This window comes from Flavobacterium acetivorans (genome assembly GCF_020911885.1).
GTDB lineage: Bacteria > Bacteroidota > Bacteroidia > Flavobacteriales > Flavobacteriaceae > Flavobacterium > Flavobacterium acetivorans.
On sequence record NZ_CP087132.1, the window covers coordinates 1,541,571 to 1,563,508 of the forward strand.

General features: G+C 35.3%; 19 protein-coding genes and 1 tRNA gene. 15 read left to right on the forward strand and 5 right to left on the reverse strand.

Annotated features, from left to right (window positions below):
• Position 1 precedes the first annotated feature (1 nt).
• The 15 genes from LNP19_RS06845 to LNP19_RS06915 all read left to right on the forward strand — a co-directional run bounded on the left by LNP19_RS06845 (position 2) and on the right by LNP19_RS06915 (position 16,650).
• Complete coding sequence (locus tag LNP19_RS06845) at positions 2-349, forward strand: FtsL-like putative cell division protein (protein WP_230064033.1); 348 nt, start codon at positions 2-4, stop codon at positions 347-349.
• Positions 340-2,343: a penicillin-binding protein gene (locus tag LNP19_RS06850; protein WP_230064034.1), complete on the forward strand. Its 2,004-nt coding sequence runs from the start codon at positions 340-342 to the stop codon at positions 2,341-2,343. The genes LNP19_RS06845 and LNP19_RS06850 overlap by 10 nt, the downstream gene beginning before the upstream one ends.
• Positions 2,340-3,803 carry a UDP-N-acetylmuramoyl-L-alanyl-D-glutamate--2,6-diaminopimelate ligase gene (locus LNP19_RS06855; protein ID WP_230064035.1) on the forward strand — a complete coding sequence of 488 codons (1,464 nt, stop codon included), beginning with the start codon at positions 2,340-2,342 and terminating at the stop codon, positions 3,801-3,803. The genes LNP19_RS06850 and LNP19_RS06855 overlap by 4 nt, the downstream gene beginning before the upstream one ends.
• 7 nt (positions 3,804-3,810) lie before the next feature.
• Positions 3,811-5,040: a phospho-N-acetylmuramoyl-pentapeptide-transferase gene (gene mraY / locus LNP19_RS06860; protein WP_230064036.1), complete on the forward strand. Its 1,230-nt coding sequence runs from the start codon at positions 3,811-3,813 to the stop codon at positions 5,038-5,040.
• Position 5,041: 1 nt separating this feature from the next.
• Positions 5,042-6,373 carry a UDP-N-acetylmuramoyl-L-alanine--D-glutamate ligase gene (murD, locus tag LNP19_RS06865; RefSeq protein ID WP_230064037.1) on the forward strand — a complete coding sequence of 444 codons (1,332 nt, stop codon included), beginning with the start codon at positions 5,042-5,044 and terminating at the stop codon, positions 6,371-6,373.
• An 81-nt stretch (positions 6,374-6,454) separates the two neighbouring features.
• A complete protein-coding gene (locus tag LNP19_RS06870) occupies positions 6,455-7,741 on the forward strand; it encodes an FtsW/RodA/SpoVE family cell cycle protein (protein WP_230064038.1) in 1,287 nt (428 codons plus the stop codon).
• Between the two features lie 45 nt (positions 7,742-7,786).
• On the forward strand, positions 7,787-8,881 hold the full coding sequence (gene murG / locus LNP19_RS06875) for an undecaprenyldiphospho-muramoylpentapeptide beta-N-acetylglucosaminyltransferase (protein WP_230064039.1): 1,095 nt from the start codon (positions 7,787-7,789) through the stop codon (positions 8,879-8,881).
• A 12-nt stretch (positions 8,882-8,893) separates the two neighbouring features.
• Positions 8,894-10,243 carry a UDP-N-acetylmuramate--L-alanine ligase gene (gene murC, locus LNP19_RS06880; RefSeq protein ID WP_230064040.1) on the forward strand — a complete coding sequence of 450 codons (1,350 nt, stop codon included), beginning with the start codon at positions 8,894-8,896 and terminating at the stop codon, positions 10,241-10,243.
• Positions 10,230-10,952: a cell division protein FtsQ/DivIB gene (locus LNP19_RS06885; RefSeq protein ID WP_230064041.1), complete on the forward strand. Its 723-nt coding sequence runs from the start codon at positions 10,230-10,232 to the stop codon at positions 10,950-10,952. The genes murC and LNP19_RS06885 overlap by 14 nt, the downstream gene beginning before the upstream one ends.
• A 6-nt stretch (positions 10,953-10,958) precedes the next feature.
• The gene (ftsA, locus tag LNP19_RS06890; RefSeq protein WP_230064042.1) at positions 10,959-12,335 is read left to right on the forward strand and encodes a cell division protein FtsA; all 1,377 of its coding nucleotides are present in this window, start codon (positions 10,959-10,961) and stop codon (positions 12,333-12,335) included.
• 58 nt (positions 12,336-12,393) lie between these two features.
• Entirely contained in the window at positions 12,394-14,325 is a 1,932-nt protein-coding gene (ftsZ, locus tag LNP19_RS06895) for a cell division protein FtsZ (RefSeq protein WP_230064043.1), read from the forward strand.
• Between the two features lie 234 nt (positions 14,326-14,559).
• A complete protein-coding gene (locus LNP19_RS06900; protein ID WP_230064044.1) occupies positions 14,560-15,009 on the forward strand; it encodes a GatB/YqeY domain-containing protein in 450 nt (149 codons plus the stop codon).
• Between the two features lie 69 nt (positions 15,010-15,078).
• Positions 15,079-15,152, forward strand: a tRNA-Arg gene (locus LNP19_RS06905).
• 115 nt (positions 15,153-15,267) lie between these two features.
• A complete protein-coding gene (locus tag LNP19_RS06910) occupies positions 15,268-16,083 on the forward strand; it encodes a zinc-dependent peptidase (protein WP_230064045.1) in 816 nt (271 codons plus the stop codon).
• A 144-nt stretch (positions 16,084-16,227) separates the two neighbouring features.
• The gene (locus LNP19_RS06915) at positions 16,228-16,650 is read left to right on the forward strand and encodes a CBS domain-containing protein (protein WP_230064046.1); all 423 of its coding nucleotides are present in this window, start codon (positions 16,228-16,230) and stop codon (positions 16,648-16,650) included.
• A gap of 44 nt (positions 16,651-16,694) precedes the next feature.
• Here LNP19_RS06915 and rpe read toward each other — a convergent pair whose 3' ends face one another.
• The 5 genes from rpe to LNP19_RS06940 form a co-directional block, all read right to left on the reverse strand.
• The gene (gene rpe / locus LNP19_RS06920) at positions 16,695-17,357 is read right to left on the reverse strand and encodes a ribulose-phosphate 3-epimerase (protein WP_230064047.1); all 663 of its coding nucleotides are present in this window, start codon (positions 17,355-17,357) and stop codon (positions 16,695-16,697) included.
• A gap of 346 nt (positions 17,358-17,703) precedes the next feature.
• On the reverse strand, positions 17,704-18,567 hold the full coding sequence (locus tag LNP19_RS06925) for a sigma-70 family RNA polymerase sigma factor (RefSeq protein WP_026707723.1): 864 nt from the start codon (positions 18,565-18,567) through the stop codon (positions 17,704-17,706).
• Positions 18,568-18,730: 163 nt separating this feature from the next.
• Positions 18,731-20,866 carry a polyribonucleotide nucleotidyltransferase gene (locus LNP19_RS06930; protein ID WP_230064048.1) on the reverse strand — a complete coding sequence of 712 codons (2,136 nt, stop codon included), beginning with the start codon at positions 20,864-20,866 and terminating at the stop codon, positions 18,731-18,733.
• A 204-nt stretch (positions 20,867-21,070) separates the two neighbouring features.
• Positions 21,071-21,337, reverse strand: coding sequence for a 30S ribosomal protein S15 (rpsO, locus tag LNP19_RS06935; protein WP_072942618.1), 267 nt, complete (start codon positions 21,335-21,337; stop codon positions 21,071-21,073).
• A 128-nt stretch (positions 21,338-21,465) separates the two neighbouring features.
• Positions 21,466-21,927, reverse strand: a complete 462-nt coding sequence (locus tag LNP19_RS06940; protein WP_230064049.1) for a GAF domain-containing protein — start codon at positions 21,925-21,927, stop codon at positions 21,466-21,468.
• Between the last annotated feature and the right edge of the window lie 11 nt (positions 21,928-21,938).

The window sequence follows — 21,938 nt, forward strand, 5'->3', positions numbered from 1 at the left end:
TATGAAATACGGTGTGTATAACATATTAAAAGCAAGGTTTCTTATCGATGATGATGCGGTTAAAAATTGGCGCTTTATCGTTTTTCTTATTTTGCTGGCTATAATTATGATTGCTAATACGCAACGTTTTGAGCAAAAAGTGTTTATGATTGCCGGGTTGACAAATGAAGTGAAAGAACTGCGATCAGAGTTTGTAGATAAGCGTTCTCAGTTAATGAAATTAAAAATGGAGTCGACTGTTTCAGAGAAAATGCTCGAAAGACAAATTTTTCCATCAACAGTTCCTCCAGTTAAGATTAAGGTAAAAAAAGAAGAGGAAAAAAGTTTTCTTAAAAAAATATGGCAGTAGAAGATAAACAAATATCGTATAGAATCTATCTGGTTGCTTTTGCTATTTTTTTGATAGCCATTGCGATAGCTGTAAAGTTAACTAATATCCAATGGGTGGAAGGGGATTATTATCGAAAATTAGCCAAAGAAAGAACGGTTAAGAACTTCGTTATTCCTTCTAATAAAGGAAATATTTATTCGGCTGATGGGAGCCTATTAGCGACATCGATACCAAATTATGAGATACGATTTGATGCTCTTGCGCCTAAAAAAGAAAATTTTGATAAAAATGTCGAGTCCTTATCGGATTCATTGGCGTCTATTTTAGGAAAATCCAGTGGTTTTTATTTAAATGAGCTTAGGAAAGCTAGAGCAAATAAGAATCGTTATTATTTAATTGCACGCAATTTAAGTTACACTGAATATGTGAAAATTAAAAGTTTCCCTTTGTTTAATCTTGGAGCAAACAAAGGAGGTATTATAATTGAACAAAAAACAATCAGAGAACATCCAATAGGTAAAATTGCGGAAAGAACTATTGGTTATGAGAGAAAAAGGCCTGACGGGACTTTTGACGGAAAAGGAATCGAATGGGCTTACAGAGATTATCTAAATGGAAAAGACGGTAAGGTTTTAAAACAAAAAATTGCAAAAGGCCAATGGAAACCAATCAGAGATGTTAATGAAATAGATCCTCGAGATGGTTATGATGTGATTTCTACCATTGATGTTTATATTCAGGATATAGCTCATCATGCTTTGTTGAAACAATTGGAGGATTTTGAGGCGGATCATGGCTGTGTTGTAGTTATGGAAACTAATACCGGTCATGTAAAAGCCATTTCGAATTTAGGAAGGGATAAAAATGGAGGCTATTATGAGACCACTAATTATGCCGTTGCAGAGTCTCATGAGCCGGGTTCTACATTTAAGCTGGTTGATTTAATGGCTATTTTGGAAGACAAAGTTGCAGATACTAGTACCGTTTATGATACTAATGGGGGCGAAGTAAGATATTCGGGAAAAGTAGTAAGGGATTCTAAAAAAGGGGGGTATGGAAAAGTTTCTTTGGCTAGAGGATTTGAATTATCGTCAAATACAGTAGTAGCACAAGCGGTTTATGATAATTATAAAAACAATCCTTCTAGGTTTATTAAACATGTTAATTCGTACGGATTTAATAAAAAATTAAATATGGATTTTAAGGGAGAAGGAAGACCCTATATTCCGCAGCCAAGCGATAAAAACTGGTCAAATATTTCGCTTCCTTGGATGGCTTTTGGCTACGGTGTTTCGGTAACTCCAATGCAAACTTTAACTTTTTACAATGCGGTTGCCAATAATGGGGAAATGGTAAAACCGCAATTTGTTTCTGAAATTAAAGAATGGAACCGAACGATTGTAAAAAAAGAGAAAGAAGTTATTAATCCAAAGGTTTGCTCTCCGGAGACGCTCTCAAAAGTAAAAGCGGTATTAGCCAATGTGGTTAAGAAAGGAACGGGTTCTAAATTGTACTCCAAAGATTTTTCAATGGCGGGTAAAACGGGTACGGTTAAAGTGAATTACGGGAAAAATGATGGAACAAGCTTTTATTATGCTTCTTCATTTGTGGGGTATTTCCCTTCTGACAAGCCAAAGTATTCCTGCATAGTGGTGGTGCATAAGCCAAGTACAGCAAGAAACAATTATTATGGTGCCGATGTCGCTGGGCCTGTTTTTAAAAGAATCGCACAGAAAATTTTCACTGATGCTCCTTCAACGAATGAAATTAAAAAGTTGAATAGAAAGATTCCAAAACAGGAAGAAAGTTACAATACTTATTTTGCCAAGGTGCAAAAACAGCAACAGTCAATTCCTAATGTTAAAGGAATGCCGGCTATGGATGCAATTGCATTGTTAGAGAATTTAGGTTTAAAAGTAAGAGCTGTTGGAATAGGAAAAGTAAAAAATCAATCCCTTCAAGCGGGTCAGGATATAATGAAAAACGCAACCATAACACTAGAATTATTGTGATTATGCTAAAAGATATATTGTATAAAGTAGCTATTGAAGTGGTTCATGGTTCAACGGATGTTTCCATTGGTAAAATTGAATTTGATTCTAGAAAAATTGAACAAAAGGATGTTTTTGTAGCAATACGAGGATCAATTTCGGATGGACATGATTACATTCAAAAAGCAATTGAGTTAGGAGCTGTAGCGATTGTTTGTGATACTTTTCCAGAGAATTTTGAAAAAGAGATTACCTATATTCAAGTTAAAGACACGAATAAAGCGTTGGCCTTTATGGCGGCTAATTATTTTGGAAATCCTTCCGAAAAATTAAAACTAGTAGGTATAACCGGTACAAACGGGAAAACTACTATTGCTTCGTTGTTATACCAATTATTTAAAAAAGCAGGTTTCAAAGTTGGTTTATTGTCTACGGTAAAAATAATGGTGGATGATCTTGAGTACAAAGCGACACACACAACACCAGATTCCATAACCATTAATCATTATTTGAAAGAGATGATTGATGCCGGTGCCGAATATTGTTTCATGGAAGTGAGTTCTCATGGGATTCATCAAGAAAGAACTGAAGCCTTGCATTTTGCCGGAGGTGTATTCACTAATTTATCTCACGATCATTTGGATTACCATCCTACTTTTTCGGAGTATAGAGACGTGAAAAAGTCATTTTTTGATAATTTGCCTAAAACAGCTTTTGCCCTGTCAAATATTGACGATAAAAATGGGACGATTATGTTGCAAAATACATTGGCCAAAAAACGTACTTATGCTTTGAAATCCTATTCGGATTATAAGGCGCAAATTCTTGAAAACCAATTATCAGGTTTGTTGTTGAAGGTTGATGGCAATGAAGTTTGGGTAAAACTAATCGGAACTTTTAATGCTTATAATGTTTTGGCTATTTATGGAACCGCGATTGAGTTGGGCTTAGATAGTCTGGAAACACTCCGTTTATTGTCTGAGTTGGAAAGTGTTTCGGGAAGATTTCAATACATCGTTTCCGATACTAATATTACTGCAATTGTAGATTATGCACATACCCCAGATGCTTTGGAAAATGTGTTGAAAACAATTAATGATATTCGGACCAAAAATGAACAACTGATTACTGTTGTGGGTTGCGGAGGAAATAGAGATAAAACCAAGCGACCAATTATGGCCGGAATTGCTTCTGATTTGAGTGATAAAGCGATATTGACTTCTGATAATCCAAGAAATGAAGATCCGGAAACGATTATTCATGAAATGGAGCAAGGGGTTGCAGCTCAGAATTATAAAAAAGTGTTAGCAATCACTGATAGAAAACAAGCGATAAAAACAGCTTGTCAACTGGCTCAAACCAATGATATTATTTTGATTGCTGGAAAAGGACATGAAACCTATCAGGAAATAAATGGTGTGCGTCATCATTTTGATGATATGGAAATAGTTAAAGAAATATTAGAACAACTTCATAAATAGTAAAAATATGCTGTATTACTTATTTGAATATTTAGACAAAACATTAGACGTTTCTGGGACTGGTGTTTTTCAGTACATCACTTTTAGATCGGCACTGGCATTAATGCTTTCCTTGTTGTTGTCTACTATTTATGGTAAAAGGATTATTCGCTTTTTGCAAAATCAACAGGTAGGTGAAACTGTGCGAGAGCTGGGATTAGCAGGTCAAAATGAAAAAGCGGGAACACCTACCATGGGAGGTTTGATTATCATTTTTGCTACACTAGTGCCTGTTTTGCTGTTTGCTAAACTGCATAATATTTATATCGTGTTGTTGATTGTGACTACTTTATGGATGGGGACTATCGGTTTTGTGGATGATTATATTAAGATTTTCAAGAAAGACAAACAGGGTTTAAAAGGGATTTTCAAAGTATTCGGTCAAGTTGGTTTAGGCTTAATTGTAGGTTTTGTTCTTTATTTTCATCCTGGAGTGACCGTAAGAAAAGATACTGGTAAAACAGATGTCTTTAAAGTTACAACGGAGAATGTCATCACCCAAGCGCCTCTAGAAGAGAAATCTACAGCTACGACCATTCCGTTTTTTAAAAATAATGAGTTTGATTATGCAGAGTTGTTGGCTTGGACCGGAGAAGGTTATGAAAAATGGGCTTGGTTGATATTTATTCCGGTTGTGATTTTTATTATTACGGCGGTTTCTAACGGAGCTAATTTAACTGATGGAATTGATGGACTCGCTGCGGGAACTTCGGCAGTATCAGTTTTGGCATTGGGGATATTTACTTTCGTTTCAGGAAATATTATTTTCTCTAATTATCTTAATATAATGTACATCCCCAATTCAGGCGAAATGACTGTATTTATTGCGGCATTTGTTGGCTCGTTAATTGGATTTCTATGGTACAATTCGTATCCGGCATCTGTATTTATGGGGGATACGGGAAGTTTGACTATTGGTGGAATCATTGCAGTTTTGGCAATTGCTGTTCGAAAAGAATTATTGATTCCATTATTGTGCGGGATATTTTTGGTCGAAAATTTCTCAGTTGTTTTACAAGTCAGTTATTTTAAATATACCAAAAAACGTTTTGGCGAAGGACGTAGGATATTTTTAATGTCGCCTCTTCACCATCATTATCAAAAGAAAGGTTATCATGAGAGTAAAATTGTAACCCGATTTTGGATTGTTGCAATCATGTTGGCTATACTATCAATTGTCACTTTAAAACTAAGATAGTATGAGATTAGTTGTTTTAGGTGGAGGAGAAAGTGGTGTTGGAACTGCTATCCTTGGAAAGAAAAAAGGATATGATGTTTTTGTATCTGATTTTGGAAAAATAAAAGAATCTTACAAAGAAGTTCTGATTAATAATGAGATAGCGTGGGAAGAGGAAAAGCATACCGAAGATTTGATTCTAAATGCCAATGTGGTTATGAAAAGTCCGGGGATTCCAGAGAAATCGGCGATTGTTAAAAAACTGGTTGAAAAAGGAATTCCGGTAATTTCTGAAATTGAATTTGCGGCTCCTTTTACAAAAGCCATTACAATTGGAATAACTGGTAGTAACGGTAAGACGACTACGACAATGTTGACGTATCATCTGCTTAAATCGGCTGGATTGAATGTGGGTTTAGCGGGAAATGTTGGAAAGAGTTTTGCCTGGCAGGTTGCAGAAAATAATTTTGATTCCTATGTTCTTGAATTGAGTAGTTTTCAACTGGATGGGATTGTAAATTATAAGCCACATATAGCCATTATTACCAATATAAGTCCGGATCATTTGGATCGCTATGAATATAATTATCAAAATTATATTGATTCAAAGTTCCGAATTACAATGAATCAAACTGAGGAAGATTACCTCATTTATGATGCCGATGACGAAGCCATAGAAAAATGGTTGAAAAATAATAAAACGAAAGCTAAATTAATTCCTTTTTCATTGACCAAAACATTCAGTGAAGGAGCATATATAAAAAACAATAAAATGGAAGTAATTATCAATAAAGAGGAGTTTTTAATGGAAACAGAATCTATTGCCTTAGAAGGAAAACATAATATGAAAAATGCAATGGCAGCAACCTCTGTGGCAAAATTGATGCAAATACGCAAATCAACAATACGTGAGAGTATGTCTAATTTTCAGGGGGTAGAACACCGTTTGGAAAAGGTTTTGAAAATTCAGAATGTGCAATACATCAATGATTCGAAAGCAACAAACGTGAATGCTACTTTTTTCGCTTTGGATAGTATGAATACGCCAACGGTTTGGATTGTTGGTGGTGTTGATAAAGGAAATGATTATAACGAGTTAATGTCGCTAGTACGTGAAAAAGTAAAAGCTATTATATGTTTGGGAGTCGACAATAAAAAAATTATCGAAGCTTTTGGAAACGTGGTGGATGTAATGGTTGAAGTTAATACTATGAATGATGCAGTGAGAATGGGGCAACGATTGACTGAAAAAGGAGATACTGTTTTATTATCACCGGCTTGTGCCAGTTTTGATTTGTTTGAAAATTATGAAGACAGAGGGAATCAGTTTAAACAAGCAGTTTATAATTTATAAAAGAATAAGAAATTCAGGATTGAGAATTCCATTATAAGGGCGAAATCCTAATTCCTAAATTAAAAAAAGTCAAAACCTAAAATGAAACAACTAGTAAGCAAATTAAAAGGAGATAAAGGGATATGGTCGTTTGTGGCCTTATTGGCTTTGTTTTCGTTTATGCCTGTATTTAGTGCAAGCAGTAATTTAGCTTATTTAGGTCGTGGAACCGGCAATACATTGGGCTATTTGGTAAAGCATTTGGCACATATTGGCTGCGGTTTTATGATTATTTATTGTATTCATAAAGTTCCGTACCATTATTTTCGCTCTATTTCTAAATGGTTATTGCCGGTAGTTTGGTGTGTTTTGGCCATTACAATGATAAAGGGAACGGTGATAGGTGGAGCTAATGCGAGTAGATGGCTTCAAATTCCTGTGGTAGGAATTTCGTTTCAACCCTCGGCTTTTGCGGCTTTGGTGTTATTTGTTTTTGTGGCTCGTTATTTGTCAAAAACCAGGCAAGAACCTATTGATTTTGTGGAGTCATTTAAAGAGCTTTGGTTGCCAGTTTTTGTTACGTTGATATTTATTCTTCCTTCGAATTTTTCGACTACAGCCTTAATTTTCTCTATGATAATCATTTTGGTATTCATTGGGAAATATCCTGTAAAATATATTGGTTTTATAATTGGTATGGGTATTTTGGCGCTAGCTTTTTTTATTTTAGTTGCTAAAGCATTTCCGGATGCATTTAAAAACAGGGTGCATACTTGGGAAAGTCGTGTAGAAAGTTTTATTAGTGATAAACCAGGTGAAGACGATTATCAAATCGAAAAAGCTAAAATTGCGATTGCTTCCGGTAAAATTTATGGATTGGGTCCGGGAAAAAGCGTTCAAAAAAACTTCTTGCCACAGTCTTCTTCTGATTTCATTTTTGCCATTATTGTTGAGGAATACGGGCTTATAGGAGGTTTAGGGGTTTTAGCTTTGTATTTATTGTTGCTTTTTCGATTTGTTATCGCCTCGCACAAAGCTAAGACCATGTTTGGCAAATTAGTGGTTGTAGGTTTAGGATTTCCTATGATATTTCAGGCCATGATTAATATGGCGGTGGCTGTTGAATTATTGCCCGTAACAGGGCAGACATTGCCGTTAATCAGTAGTGGAGGAACATCAATTTGGATGACTTGTATTGCGTTGGGAATCATCATTGGGGTGACCAAAAAAGATGAAGAAATTGAAGAGGAATTGAAAGTGGCGGCCAAAAGAGACGAAGCACTTCAAAAACTGATTGATGCGGAATTGGCTTCGGGTGAAGAAAATTTAGATAATTATTCCATTGAAGATAAAGCAGCAAATCCGATGGATGCGGTTTTGAATAAATAATAATTTGCAATAATTTTTTAGATAACGATCATAATTTTAGATAAGATGAGGCAGTATAAATTCATATTGAGTGGCGGTGGAACCGGAGGACATATTTATCCTGCTATTGCGATTGCCAATGAATTAAAGTTGCGTTTTCCTGATGCCGAATTTCTTTTTGTGGGTGCCAAAGATAAAATGGAAATGCAAAAAGTGCCACAGGCAGGTTATTCAATTAAGGGATTATGGATTGCGGGTTTGCAAAGAAAAATTAGTTTACAAAATCTAATGTTTCCATTTAAATTAGCGGATAGTTTATGGAAATCCCGAAAAATAATTAAACAATTTAAACCAGACGTTGTTATTGGTACCGGTGGTTTTGCCAGTGGTCCGTTGTTAAAAATGGCTAGTTTGATGAATGTTCCAACGGTAATTCAGGAGCAAAATTCGTATCCGGGAATTACTAATAAGTTATTGAGTGAAAAAGCCAGTGCAATTTGTGTGGCTTATGAAAATTTGGATCGATTTTTCCCTGCCGATAAAATGATTTTGACTGGAAATCCAGTGCGTCAGGATTTAATTGATATTGAAGGGAAAAAAGCTGAAGCAATTGAATTTTTTAATTTAGATGCCAATAAAAAAACCTTATTGGTTCTTGGGGGAAGTTTGGGAGCAAGACGGGTAAATCAATTAATTGAAAAAGAGTTGAAAAATATGCTTTCCCAAGATATCCAGATAATCTGGCAATGCGGGAAATTGTATTATGAGGACTATAAGAAATATGACTCAGCTAATGTCAAAGTGTTAGCTTTTGTCGAAAAAATGGATTTTGCGTATGCTGCAGCTGATGTGATTATTTCAAGAGCGGGCGCGTCCTCGGTTTCAGAATTAGCTATCGTGGGAAAACCGGTAATTTTTATCCCATCGCCTAATGTAGCCGAAGATCATCAAACGAAAAATGCAAAAGCAATCGTAGATAAAAAAGGAGCTCTTTTGCTGGTAGAATCAGAACTTGATTCTCAATTTAGTCTTGTTTTTGAAGCTTTATTGAAAGATCAAGGCAAGCAGAAACAATTGAGTGAGAATATAAAAGAATTAGCAATGCCTGAAGCAACAAAACGAATTGCTGACGAAATTGTGAAGTTAATTAAAAATAAATAGTAAGCGATAGCAATGAATTTAAATCAAATACATAACGTCTATTTCATCGGGATTGGTGGTATCGGAATGAGTGCTTTGGCTCGTTATTTTAAAAATATCGGCAAGCAAGTTTCGGGCTATGATAAGACTCCTACGACTTTGACAAAAGAGTTGATCGAAAGCGGGATTGCTATTCATTTTGAGGACAGTATTAACTTGATTCCAAAAGACTATTTTGTCGAAAATACTTTGGTGATTATTACTCCTGCGGTTCCTAAAACTCATTCTGAATGGAATTATTTTTTGGAAAGAGAATATCATGTTAAAAAAAGAGCCGAGGTATTAGGGATAATAACAAAAGATACTTTTTGTTTTGCCGTTGCCGGAACGCATGGAAAAACAACGACTTCCAGTATTTTAGGACATATATTATATGAAAGCGGCGCCGATGTTACGGCTTTTATAGGCGGAATAGTTGAGAATTATAATTCGAATTTGATAGGAAGCGGAAAAACGGTAACTGTTGTAGAAGCTGATGAATTTGATCGCTCTTTTTTGCATTTGCATCCTAATATTGCTTGCATTACTTCAATGGATGCAGATCATTTGGATATCTACGGTACCAGTGCAGCTATAGAAGAGTCCTTTGTGGAATTTGCGAATAAGATTGAAGATAAGAATAGATTATTTATAACGAAGGAGTTGCCTTTAGAAGGTGTAACTGTGGCTGTAAATGAAGATGCGGTTTATAGTGCTTTTAATGTTAGAATCGATAATGGGACTTATGTTTTTGATGTAAAAACTCCAGATGGGATTCTAGCAGATTTTCGTTTTGGCTTACCGGGAAAACATAATTTAATGAATGCTTTAATGGCTATCGCAATGGCAATAAATTTCGGCACCCCAACCGGTGCTATTGCGATAGCCTTAGCTTCATTTAAGGGAATAAAAAGAAGGTTTTCTTACCAGATAAAAACGGATGGTCTAGTTTATATTGATGATTATGCGCATCATCCAACGGAGATTAATGCAGTTTATCAAGCAGTTAGGGAATTGTATCCGACGAAGAAAGTCTTGGCTGTTTTTCAGCCTCATTTATTCAGCAGAACAAGCGATTTTGCTGCTGATTTCGCCAAAAGTCTTGCTAACTTTGACGAAGTTATTTTGATGGATATTTATCCTGCTCGAGAACTTCCAATGGAAGGAATAACATCAGAATGGTTGTTGGGAAAAATTGATAATCCAAATAAGAAATTAGTTTCAAAAGAAAGCGTGGTTGATGCAATTTTAAAGAGTGATGCGTCAATAATTGTGACTATAGGAGCAGGTGATATTGGGGAATTAGTAGGGGAGATAAAACGAACATTAAATGAAAATATTTAATTGGACAAATAGTAGATTGCTTCTGATGATTGGGGTTGTTCTTTTTCTATTTTCATTCACTTCAAAGCGAAATCAAAATAGAAAACTGACAAAATCAGTAGTGGTTTTTGTTGGAGAAAATACTCTTTTTTTGAAAAGAGAAACGGTTAATAAATTGTTAATAGAAAATAATGAGAACGCATCAAGTATAAGAAAAGAAAAATTAGCTTTGAATAGGCTGGAAAGAAAGCTGTCTTCGAACGAGATGATTGAACAATCGGATGTGTTTGTAAGTATTGATGGTGTTTTGAAAGCCGTGGTGAAACAGAAGACTCCAATAGCAAGGGTTTTTGATGGAAACGACTCTTTTTATATTGATTATGAAGGGGGTGTAATGCCATTATCAGACAATTTTACAGCTAGAGTTCCGCTTGTAACTGGTGCAATAAATAAAAAAAACAACGATAAATTAGTTCAATTGTTACGTGTAATTTATGATGATGATTTTTTGAAAAAAAACATTATTGCGATTCAAATTATGCCGAGCGGGAGCTTAAAAATGCTTAATAGGAATTACAATTACCAAATTAATTTTGGTGGAACGGCTAATTTTGAACAAAAATTTAAAGATTATAAAGCTTTTTTTCAAAAAGCAGTTTTAGATAGTTCGTTGTATAAATATAAAAAGATAGATCTCAGATTTACAAAACAAGTAGTTTGCACTAAATAATAGATAATGGAAAAAGAGAATATTGCAGTGGGTCTAGATATTGGGACAACCAAAATTGTTGCCATGATAGGCAAGAAAAATGAGTATGGTAAGTTAGAGATCTTAGGAGTTGGTAAAGCTAAAAGTTTAGGTGTTGCCAGAGGAGTAGTTAACAATATTACCCAAACAATACAGTCTATTCAGCAAGCAATAGGAGAAGCCGAGAATAATTCGGGTTATAAAATAAAAGATGTTGTTGTGGGAATTGCAGGTCAACACATACGCAGCATTCAGCATACAGATTATATTAGCAGAAACAATCCTGAAGAAGTAATTGGAGGGGCAGATATTCAGCTTTTGATTGATCAGGTAAATAAATTGGCGATGTTGCCCGGAGAAGAAATAATCCATGTTTTACCTCAAGAATTTAAAATTGACGGGCAGTCAGAAATCAAAGAGCCTATTGGGATGTATGGCGGAAGATTAGAGTCTAGTTTTCATGTCGTAGTGGGGCAGGCTTCGTCAATAAGAAATGTAGGAAGATGTATCCAAAGTTCGGGAATTGAATTGTCAGGATTGACGTTGGAGCCATTAGCGTCTTCAGATGCAGTATTGAGTCAGGAAGAAAAAGAAGCTGGAGTAGCTTTGATTGATATCGGTGGTGGTACAACAGATTTGGCCATTTTCAAAGATGGGATAATTCGTCACACTGCTGTAATTCCTTTTGGAGGAAATGTAATTTCGGATGATATCAAAGAAGGTTGTTCTATTATTGAAAAGCAAGCCGAATTATTGAAAGTGAAATTTGGATCTGCTTGGCCGGGAGAAAATAAAGACAATGAAATTGTTTCTATTCCTGGATTGAGAGGAAGAGAGCCAAAAGAGATTTCTTTGAAAAACTTGTCGAAAATAATTCATGCTCGTGTTGTGGAAATTGTAGAGCAGGTTTTTACAGAAATAAAAGCTTACGGACACGAAGATCCGCGCAAGAAATTAATTGCCGGAATTGTGCTTACAGGTGGCGGCGCACAGCTAAAACATATAAAGCAATTAGTAGAATATATCACTGGAATGGACACCAGAATAGGTTATCCAAATGAGCATTTAGCGGGTGATTCTGATGAGGAATTTTCAAGTCCATTATATGCAACAGCGGTTGGTCTGGTAATGAATAGTATTGAGAATAATACTCAAAGCGCAGTCAGAAAAGACGAAATCGTTGCTCCAAAAATACCAGTTTATAGAGCGCCTGCTTTCGAAACTAATGAATTAAGAGAAGAAGAACGGGAAGAGCAAACTAAAAAATATGAAAAGAAAGAAGAATCTACGGGAGATAAGATTAAGAGATCTTTTTTTGATCGTTATGTAGATAAGATTAAGGATTTTTTAGATAATGCAGAATAGGGGTAACGCCCAAAATATTAAAACAACAATTTATAATTAATATCAAAAACCAAATAATATGATGAGCAACTCAGAATTTGGAAGTATTTCATTTGATTTACCAAAAAACCAATCAAATGTAATCAAAGTAATTGGTGTCGGTGGAGGCGGTAGTAATGCTATAAACCACATGTTTAAACAAGGAATTAAAGGAGTGGATTTTATTGTTTGTAATACTGATTCTCAGGCATTACAGAATAGTGCTGTTCCAAATAAAATTCAGTTGGGAGTAAACTTGACTGAAGGTCTTGGTGCTGGTGCAAATCCAGATGTGGGACAACAGTCAGCTATAGAAAGTATAGCCGATATCGAAAAAATGTTGGATCGCAATACTAAGATGGTTTTTATTACAGCAGGAATGGGCGGAGGTACCGGTACAGGTGCAGCGCCAGTAATTGCTCAATTGGCCAAAGAAAGAGAAATTCTTACTGTAGGTATTGTAACATTGCCGTTTTTGTTTGAAGGGAAAGTACGTCAGGAACAAGCAAAAATAGGAATCGAAAAACTGCGCAAACAGGTCGATTCTTTAATAGTTATCAATAACAATAAGTTAAGAGAAGTATATGGAAATCTTGGTTTCAAAGCTGGGTTTTCAAAAGCGGATGAAGTTTTGGCTACAGCCTCAAGAGGTATTGCCGAAGTAATAACACATCACTACACGCAAAATATCGATTTACGTGATGCTAAGACTGTTTTGGCAAATAGTGGAACGGCTATTATGGGCTCTTCTGTTTCTTCAGGCGAAAACAGAGCCAAAGAAGCTATTATTTCAGCCTTAGATTCTCCTTTACTAAATGATAATAAAATTACAGGGGCCAAAAACGTATTGTTGCTCATCGTTTCTGGATCTAATGAAATCACTTTGGATGAAATTGGTGAAATCAATGACCATATTCAAGCCGAAGCAGGTTTCAATGCTAATATTATTATGGGTGTTGGTGAAGATGAAACATTAGGAGATGCTATTGCAGTGACAATTATTGCCACAGGATTTGATATCGAACAACAAAACGGGATTGTAAATACAGAGCCAAAAAAGATAATTCATACGCTAGAAGACGAACAAAGAAGTGTTTATAATCTAACTAAAAATACGGTTCCTGCTTTCGATTTAGATACCGAAACTCCGAAAGCCAATACAGAAGAAAGAGTAGTTTTTGAATTAACAGAAGATAAAGTTGCTCCTGAACCTATTGTTCCTGTAGAAGGGAATGAAGATTTGATGGCTATGTCTGAGTTTATAAAAAACCTAGATGTAGCTTTTGAAATCGTATCTCCTATAAAAGATACCGATTTTACTTTTACGGCTCCAAAAGCTGTCGAAGTTAAAGAAGTGCCGCAACCTAAAGCAATTGAAAGACAAGAGCAAACTACTTTTTCTTTTGATTTACCACTTTCTAAGCCGGAGCCAGTAGCGGTAAAAGAGCCGGAGGTTTTGTTTGAATTAACAAATGAAACTCGAGATATAAAAGTAAATCAACCAGTTCAATTTGTGCCTGTAACGGAGGTTTCGGATAAAGGGGTTATCAAGTATTCTCTAGAGGAATATATGGAATTAGAAAATGATTTTATGACTTCTAAGCCTGTTTCAAAAGTAGTTGAAGAGGTTGTTCCTGAGGAGTTGAACATCACGATGAAGCAAGTTGAGAGTTATGCAAATGCTCCGTCAAAATTAGAGGAAATCTCCCCTATGGAAATGACGATCGAAGAGACTCTAAGACTTAGAGCCGATGAGAGAAGAAAAAAATTAAAAGAATTCAATTATAAGTTTCACAACAATGTTTCTAAAATTGATGAGTATGAAAAGGAGCCTGCTTATAAAAGATTGGGTATAGATATATCAAATACACAAGCTAATAATACTACTTCAAGAATATCTGTTGGGATGGATAGCAATAATGATTTACAGCTGCGTTCTAATAACTCGTATTTACACGACAATGTAGACTAGTCAACTTGAATCAAAATCAAAACAACCCGAAAATTGAATTTAATTTTCGGGTTATTTTTTTTATCTTCGCAGCACAATAATTGAAGGTGATGATGTTTGAGGACTTATAGTTCTTCTCATGAGAGTGTTTTCTCATCAAATGCTTTTCATTACTATTTGAAACGCTAAAATTAGTTTCAAAAAATCAAAAAAAATTAAACTAAAGCGGATAACGCTTCATAAAATAAAAATAAAATGAGTTTATCAAAAAACATCATGGGCGAAATGAAAACCGCCATGAGAGCCAAAGATACGGTAGCTTTAGAAGCTTTAAGAGCAATCAAATCTGAAATCCTTTTGGCTGAAACTGCATCAGGATCAAAAGAGGAAATTTCTGAAGCTGACGAAATAAAATTACTTCAAAGATTGGTTAAAACCCGTAAAGAGAGTGCTAAGATTTTTACAGAACAAAACCGTTTGGATTTAGCTGAGCCAGAATTGGCACAGGTGGCTGTAATTGAAAAGTTCTTACCGGCACAATTAAGTGAAGCTGAAGTGGAAGCTGTTATTGTGAAAATCATTGCCGAAACCGGAGCATCTGGAATTGCTTCAATGGGTAAAGTAATGGGATTGGCTTCGGCACAATTAGGCGGAACTGCAGAAGGAAAAACGATTTCTACAATCGTTAAGAAACTATTGACGTAGCATTTTATTTAGATTGTTGATTACTTTTTTTTAAATCTACTATCATTAATCGACAATCTCAAATATAACGGCTGCGTAGTTCAACTGGATAGAATATCAGATTTCGACTCTGAGGGTTGCAGGTTCGAACCCTGTCGCGGCCACTTCAATATGGGCAACAAAAAGACAAATTTACTTTTGTCTTTTTGTTGCTTTTTTTGTTTCCGACTATTGGTTTTTGTAGTTTAGAGCAATCAATTAGGTTAAAAAGTAAGATAGATGAGTCTAGTTCAGATTTTTATAATTGTATTTTTTGGTTTTTTTATCGCTTTGTTGTTTTTTGGGGCTATTATTGAGCCTTTGTATGTGCTTGTTTTTAATAAACCAGTTTATATTCATTGGTATCCTTTTGGACAAAAATTAACCGCTTCTCAAAGAAGTATCTTGGAAAAGGAATTTGTGTTTTATGGAAAATTATCCGATAAAAGAAAGCGGTTTTTTGAGTTTAGGGTAGCTGCATTTATATCGAAGTATAAATTTATAGGTAAAGAAGGTTTTGTCATTACGGATCAGGTTAAAGTATTGGTTTCGGCTACTTTTGTGATGCTTACTTTTGGAATAAGGTACTATTTGATAAAGGTATTTAATAAGATTATCATTTATCCAGAGGCGTATTTTTCAACGATAAATAAAGAATTTCATAAGGGAGAGTTTAATCCGGGAGTAAAGGCAGTCGTTTTTTCTTGGAAGGATTTTAAGGAAGGTTTTCAATTTGAAAACGATAATATTAATCTTGGTCTGCATGAATTTGCTCACGCTTTGTATTTTCATGGTTTAAAAGCTAAAGATCAAAGCAGTGTTGTATTTGCAGATGCCTATGTCAAAATACAAGAGTATTTAGTGCAGCCTAAAGTTTTGGATCATCTCATTGCTTCAAATTATTTAAGGATTTATGCTTATACCAGTCAGGCTGAATTTTTTGCTGTAGTTTTAGAACATTTCTTTGAAACGCCACAGCTTTTTAAACAGGAGTTCCCTGAATTGTATAATAATATTAGAAGTATGATCAACTTTGAGGAAAGCGATTTGCAGTAGAAAAGGGTTCTTGTTTTAGGATTATTTGAATTTGTGAAAGAGTATTCTTTGTAAGAATTAAATGGGGCAATTGCGGATGATAAACATCATGTTTTTAATGCTTTGTTTGAGTTAATTTTGAATAAATCAAAAAACTAGTAGATTATGAAAGAAAAGGTACCAGTATCAGTTATAATGACTAAAAATGTCATTAAATTAAATAAAACAGATGATTTAATAAAAGCCGAAAAGCTTTTTAAGAAACATAAAATTAGACATATTCCTGTTGTGGATGGCAATAAAATAATTGGTATGCTTAGCTATACGGATTTATTGCGAATCTCATTTGTTGATGCTGTTGATGATGATGCGGAGGTAGTTGATGTAACGCTCTATAATATGTTTACTATTGAACAGGTAATGGCTAAGAAGTTGATTACCGTATCGCCTGAAACAACTATAAAAGCAACTGCTGAAATCTTGTCTGAGAACGAGTTTCATGCCTTACCGGTTTGTTTAGGTGATTTGTTGGTTGGGATTGTAACTACTACTGATTTGATAAAATATCTTATAGATCAATACAAATAAAAAAAAACTCCCTTTCTCTAATTTGAAAGGGAGTTTTTGCTTTTTTAGAATGCTGTTAATTTCTTTAAATCAGCAATGGTTTCTGTTGGGTTTACTGCTTTAAAAACAAAGCTTCCGGCAACAAGAACATCTGCTCCGGCTTCAACCAGTTGTTTTGCATTTTTATTGGTCACTCCTCCGTCCACTTCGATTAATGTAGAGGCTCCTTTTCTTGTGATTAAATCTTTTAACTTTTTAACTTTAGCATAAGTGTTTTCGATGAAAGATTGTCCTCCAAAACCTGGATTGACACTCATAATACAAACTAAATCGATATCATTGATTATATCCTCTAGTAAGTCGATATTTGTGTGTGGGTTGATGGCTACACCAGCTTTCATTCCTTCTGCTTTGATCGCTTGTAGTGTTCTGTGAAGGTGTGTGCAGGCTTCATAGTGTACGCTTAATACATTAGCTCCTAATTCAGCAAAAGTTTTAATGTAACGATCTGGATCTATAATCATCAAGTGTACATCAATAGTTTTCTTAGCATGCTTGTTTATTGCTTCTAAAACTGGCATACCATAAGAAATGTTAGGAACAAAAACACCGTCCATGATGTCGATATGAAACCAATCAGCTTCGCTGTTGTTAATCATTTCAATGTCTCGTTGTAGATTTCCAAAATCTGCCGCTAGGACTGATGGTGCGATAAGTGTATTCTTCATTTTGTAGTTGTTGTGTTGAGACGAGCTGCGTCTTTACAGTTGAGTTATTTGTGCAAAATTAGTTTATTTAAAACAAACTGGAAAGATTTTTTTGTTGAAGGAACATTCTGTAAACTATCTGTGTATTACGTAAGGGAGTGCTTCGCTTTGTATTTATTTTTATAGGAGTTCAGTGAACTTCGAGAGTTTTACTGAAAAAGTAAAACTCCGGTAATCAGCCGGAGTTTCAATCATCAATCAAAAAACGAACAGTTAATCAGACTGTTGTTTGCTTTAAAAAAGTTTCAAGTTTAATATTCCAAATTAACTAAATAATTTGGAATATTAAACTTGAAACAAATATTTTTTAACCTAAGTAAGTTTTTAGTATTTTACTTCTAGAAGTATGTTTCAATCTACGGATGGCTTTTTCCTTAATTTGACGTACACGCTCGCGAGTCAGGTCAAAAGTTTCTCCAATTTCCTCAAGAGTCATTGGATGTTGGTCACCAAGGCCAAAGTATAAACGAACAACATCAGCTTCTCTTGGAGTCAATGTTTCTAGGGAACGCTCAATTTCGGTACGTAAAGATTCGTGGATTAATTCTCTGTCTGGATTTGGAGATTCGCCAGAACGTAAAACGTCATAAAGGTTTGAATCTTCTCCCTCAACAAGAGGGGCATCCATTGATAAGTGACGACCAGAGTTTTTCATGCTCTCTTTTACGTCATTTACGGTCATGTCTAGTTCTTTTGCAATTTCCTCAGCAGATGGTGGACGTTCATTAGATTGTTCTAGTAAAGCGTACATTTTGTTGATTTTATTGATAGAACCAATTTTATTCAAAGGCAAACGAACGATACGAGATTGTTCTGCCAAAGCTTGTAGTATCGATTGACGAATCCACCAAACGGCATACGAAATGAATTTGAAACCACGTGTTTCATCAAATCGTTGTGCGGCTTTTATCAATCCTAAATTTCCTTCGTTAATTAAATCAGGAAGGGTTAATCCTTGATTTTGGTATTGTTTTGCTACGGAAACTACGAAACGTAAATTCGCTTTTGTCAATTTCTCAAGGGCTCTTTGGTCCCCAGCTTTAATTTTTTGTGCTAACTCTACTTCTTCGTCAGCGGTAATAAGGTCAACTTTTCCAATTTCTTGTAAATATTTGTCTAATGAAGCAGTTTCACGATTGGTAACCTGCTTGGTGATTTTAAGTTGTCTCATGTTGTTTTGTCTCCTCAATTTTAAGTGTACGAGTTGTTATACGTGTGGAGTTGCTAAAAAGTTACAAAAGTCATGAAGATTTTTTAATTAAATGCGAAAACCCCAATTCAAATGCATGAATCGGGGTTTTCTATAAAAGAACCTTTAGTAAACTAAGATCTGATTACTCTTTTTTCTCCTCGCGTGGAGGTCTTGGTAAAAGCGCTTTTCTTGACACTTTTTCTTTTCTTGTTTTTGGGTCTAAACCTAGGTATTTCACTTGGAAAACATCTCCCATTTTTACAACGTCAGCTACGTTTTCTGTGCGTTCCCAAGCTAGTTCAGATACGTGAAGCAATACTTCGTTTCCTGGTGCAGCAGTATATTCAACTACAGCTCCAAAATCAAGCATTTTAATCACTTTTACTTCGTAAGCTTCTCCCATTTGAGGCTTGAAAGTGATGGATTGAATTTTCGCTAAAACAGCTTCAATTCCAGCAGGATCAGTTCCAAGAATTTCGATAACACCTTGTTCGTCTACTTCGTTGATAACGATAGTTGTTCCGGTAGCTTTTTGTAATTCTTGAATTACTTTTCCACCAGGTCCAATCAATGCGCCAATAAAGTTTCCAGGAATGGTTCTTGTGATGATTTTTGGAGAGTGTGCTTTTACATCTGCATTAGGTTTGTCAAGCGTTTCCATTATTTTTCCTAAGATATGCAAACGTCCATCACGAGCTTGAGCCAAAGCTTGCTCCATGATTTCATATTTCAATCCGTCGATTTTGATGTCCATTTGACAAGCTGTAATTCCCTCAGAAGTTCCAGTTACTTTGAAATCCATGTCTCCTAAGTGATCTTCATCACCTAAAATATCAGATAAAACGGCAAAACGTTCACCGTCAGTAATCAATCCCATCGCAATTCCAGAAACGGGACGAATCATTTGAATACCGGCATCCATCAAAGATAGTGTTCCAGCACAAACGGTAGCCATAGAAGAGGAACCATTTGATTCTAATACTTCAGAAACGACACGGATTGTATAAGGACAATCAGCAGGAATCATGTTTTTTAATGCTCTTTGAGCCAAGTTTCCGTGACCAACTTCTCTTCTTGAAGTTCCTCTTAAAGGACGAGCTTCTCCTGTTGAAAATGGTGGAAAATTATAGTGTAAATAGAATTTTTCTTCTCCTTGTTCAGATGGTGAATCAATTTGGTTTGCTTCTCTAGAAGTTCCTAAAGTGGCTGTTGCCAAAGCTTGAGTTTCTCCACGTGTAAACAATGCTGAACCGTGTACAGAAGGCAAATAATCTACTTCTGACCAGATTGGTCTGATTTCGGTAGTTTTTCTTCCGTCAAGACGCGTTCCTAAATCTAAAGTTACATTACGAACCGCTTCTTTATTGGTTTTATAGAAGTATTTAGAAACTAAATCTCCATTCTCTGCCAATTCTTCTTCAGTAAATAAGGCTTTTACTTCTTCTTTTACAGCATCAAAAGCAGCTGAACGTTCGTGTTTAGCCGAACCTTTGCTTGCAATTGCGTATATTTTATCGTAAGCCGCTGCTTTTACTTTGGCGTAAATAGCATCGTCTGTTTTTTCTTTTTCGTAGGTACGAACTTCTTTTTTTCCAAAAGCGGCTGCTAATCTTTCTTGAGCTGCAATTTGTACTTTAATGTGTTCGTGTGCAAATTTAATTGCTTCTAACATTTCGGCTTCTGAAATTTCTTTCATTTCTCCTTCTACCATTGCGATAGAATCCATTGAAGCTCCAATCATCATGTCAATATCTGATAATGCTAATTGTGCGCGAGATGGGTTGATGATAAATTTACCGTCAATTCTTCCTACTCTAGCCTCAGAAATTAAAGTTTCAAAAGGAATGTCAGATAGCGCCAGTGCTGCCGAAGCGGCTAATCCTGCTAATGCATCTGGCATTACGTCTTCGTCATAAGACATTAATTGAATCATAACTTGTACTTCAGCATGGTAATCACTTGGGAAAAGTGGACGTAATACACGGTCAACTAATCTCATAGTTAATACTTCGCTATCACTTGGACGAGCTTCTCTTTTGAAGAAACCGCCAGGGAAACGACCTGCTGCAGCAAATTTTTCACGATAATCTACCGTAAGTGGTAGAAAGTCGATCCCAGGACTTGCTTTTCTTGAAGAAACAACTGTACCTAGAATTACAGTTTTTCCAATTCTTACTACTACAGATCCGTCTGCTTGTTTGGCTAAACGACCTGTCTCGATTGTGATGCTTCTGCCATCACCTAAATCGATGCTTTCTACAAATAATTGTGGAATCATAATTTTTTCCTTATTGGTTATACAATGGATTTTAGTTGTGTTGTAGTTGTTGTGTGTAGTTGTTGTCTAAAAAACCCAATGAAAAACCAAACTTTTTTATGTAAATGTCAACTTTTAAAGTTGATGCGATTGAAGAATTTAAAGCTAAAGTTCTAAATTCTTATATAAAAAAAGAGGCACTTTCGCACCTCTTTTTGATATTGATTATTTTCTAATACCCAATACTTTGATAATCTCACGATATCTGTTGATTTCTTTTTTCTTTAAGTAATCCAGCAAAGATCTTCTTTTACCAACTAATAATACTAATGAACGCTCAGTGTTGTAATCATGACGATTTTTTTTCAAGTGCTCAGTTAGGTGTGAAATTCTGTAAGTGAACAAAGCAATTTGAGCTTCAGCCTTTCCAGTGTTTGTTTTTTCTCCGTGTTGTGCGAAGATTTCTTCTTTAATCTCTTTCGTTAAATACATTCCAATATTATTTTAATGATTTTTATGTATGTCATACAGCTATTGTAAGACGGGGGCAAAGATAATATTTATTTTTAAAACGACAACAGAAAATTTATGTAAGATTCAGGATGTTGTTTTTCAAGGAGTTAATTGATGAAAGTCTTTGCGATTTCTTCATTAACAAATTCCAAAAATCGTTCGTCGGCTTCTGTAAAGGGATCAATAACATGGCTGTCAATGTCTATTTGTCCAATATTTTGTCCATTGACAAATAAAGGAACTACAATTTCGGATTTTACGGTGAAGCTGCAAGCAATGTAATTGTCCTGTGCTTTTACATCTGGTACCACGAAATTATTGTTGGAAACAGCTACTTGTCCACAAATCCCTTTCCCAAAAGGAATTACAGTATGATCTGTTTCTGCACCAACATAAGGACCTAAATGTAGGGTTTGTGCATCGTGATTTGCAAAGTAAAAGCCAACCCAGTTATAATAATCGATGTTTTTATTTAGGAGTTGGCAGACAGCTAAGAGTTTTTCGTCTCTTGTAAGATTCTGGTCAGCTGTAATTGCGGTTACTTTTGGTTTTAATTCTTGAAATGACATGTTTGAGTTTT

Excerpts from the sequence above, each read along its gene's own strand:
- LNP19_RS06885 (WP_230064041.1), top strand. The coding sequence starts at position 10,230 with ATGAAAATATTTAATTGGACAAATAGTAGATTGCTTCTGATGATTGGG.
- ftsZ (WP_230064043.1), top strand. The coding sequence starts at position 12,394 with ATGATGAGCAACTCAGAATTTGGAAGTATTTCATTTGATTTACCAAAA.
- LNP19_RS06930 (WP_230064048.1), bottom strand. The coding sequence starts at position 20,866 with ATGATTCCACAATTATTTGTAGAAAGCATCGATTTAGGTGATGGCAGA.
- LNP19_RS06870 (WP_230064038.1), top strand. The coding sequence starts at position 6,455 with ATGAAACAACTAGTAAGCAAATTAAAAGGAGATAAAGGGATATGGTCG.
- murC (WP_230064040.1), top strand. The coding sequence starts at position 8,894 with ATGAATTTAAATCAAATACATAACGTCTATTTCATCGGGATTGGTGGT.
- LNP19_RS06845 (WP_230064033.1), top strand. The coding sequence starts at position 2 with ATGAAATACGGTGTGTATAACATATTAAAAGCAAGGTTTCTTATCGAT.
- LNP19_RS06925 (WP_026707723.1), bottom strand. The coding sequence starts at position 18,567 with ATGAGACAACTTAAAATCACCAAGCAGGTTACCAATCGTGAAACTGCT.
- LNP19_RS06940 (WP_230064049.1), bottom strand. The coding sequence starts at position 21,927 with ATGTCATTTCAAGAATTAAAACCAAAAGTAACCGCAATTACAGCTGAC.
- LNP19_RS06915 (WP_230064046.1), top strand. The coding sequence starts at position 16,228 with ATGAAAGAAAAGGTACCAGTATCAGTTATAATGACTAAAAATGTCATT.
- mraY (WP_230064036.1), top strand. The coding sequence starts at position 3,811 with ATGCTGTATTACTTATTTGAATATTTAGACAAAACATTAGACGTTTCT.
- murG (WP_230064039.1), top strand. The coding sequence starts at position 7,787 with ATGAGGCAGTATAAATTCATATTGAGTGGCGGTGGAACCGGAGGACAT.
- murD (WP_230064037.1), top strand. The coding sequence starts at position 5,042 with ATGAGATTAGTTGTTTTAGGTGGAGGAGAAAGTGGTGTTGGAACTGCT.
- rpsO (WP_072942618.1), bottom strand. The coding sequence starts at position 21,337 with ATGTATTTAACGAAAGAGATTAAAGAAGAAATCTTCGCACAACACGGA.
- LNP19_RS06910 (WP_230064045.1), top strand. The coding sequence starts at position 15,268 with ATGAGTCTAGTTCAGATTTTTATAATTGTATTTTTTGGTTTTTTTATC.
- rpe (WP_230064047.1), bottom strand. The coding sequence starts at position 17,357 with ATGAAGAATACACTTATCGCACCATCAGTCCTAGCGGCAGATTTTGGA.
- LNP19_RS06900 (WP_230064044.1), top strand. The coding sequence starts at position 14,560 with ATGAGTTTATCAAAAAACATCATGGGCGAAATGAAAACCGCCATGAGA.
- ftsA (WP_230064042.1), top strand. The coding sequence starts at position 10,959 with ATGGAAAAAGAGAATATTGCAGTGGGTCTAGATATTGGGACAACCAAA.
- LNP19_RS06850 (WP_230064034.1), top strand. The coding sequence starts at position 340 with ATGGCAGTAGAAGATAAACAAATATCGTATAGAATCTATCTGGTTGCT.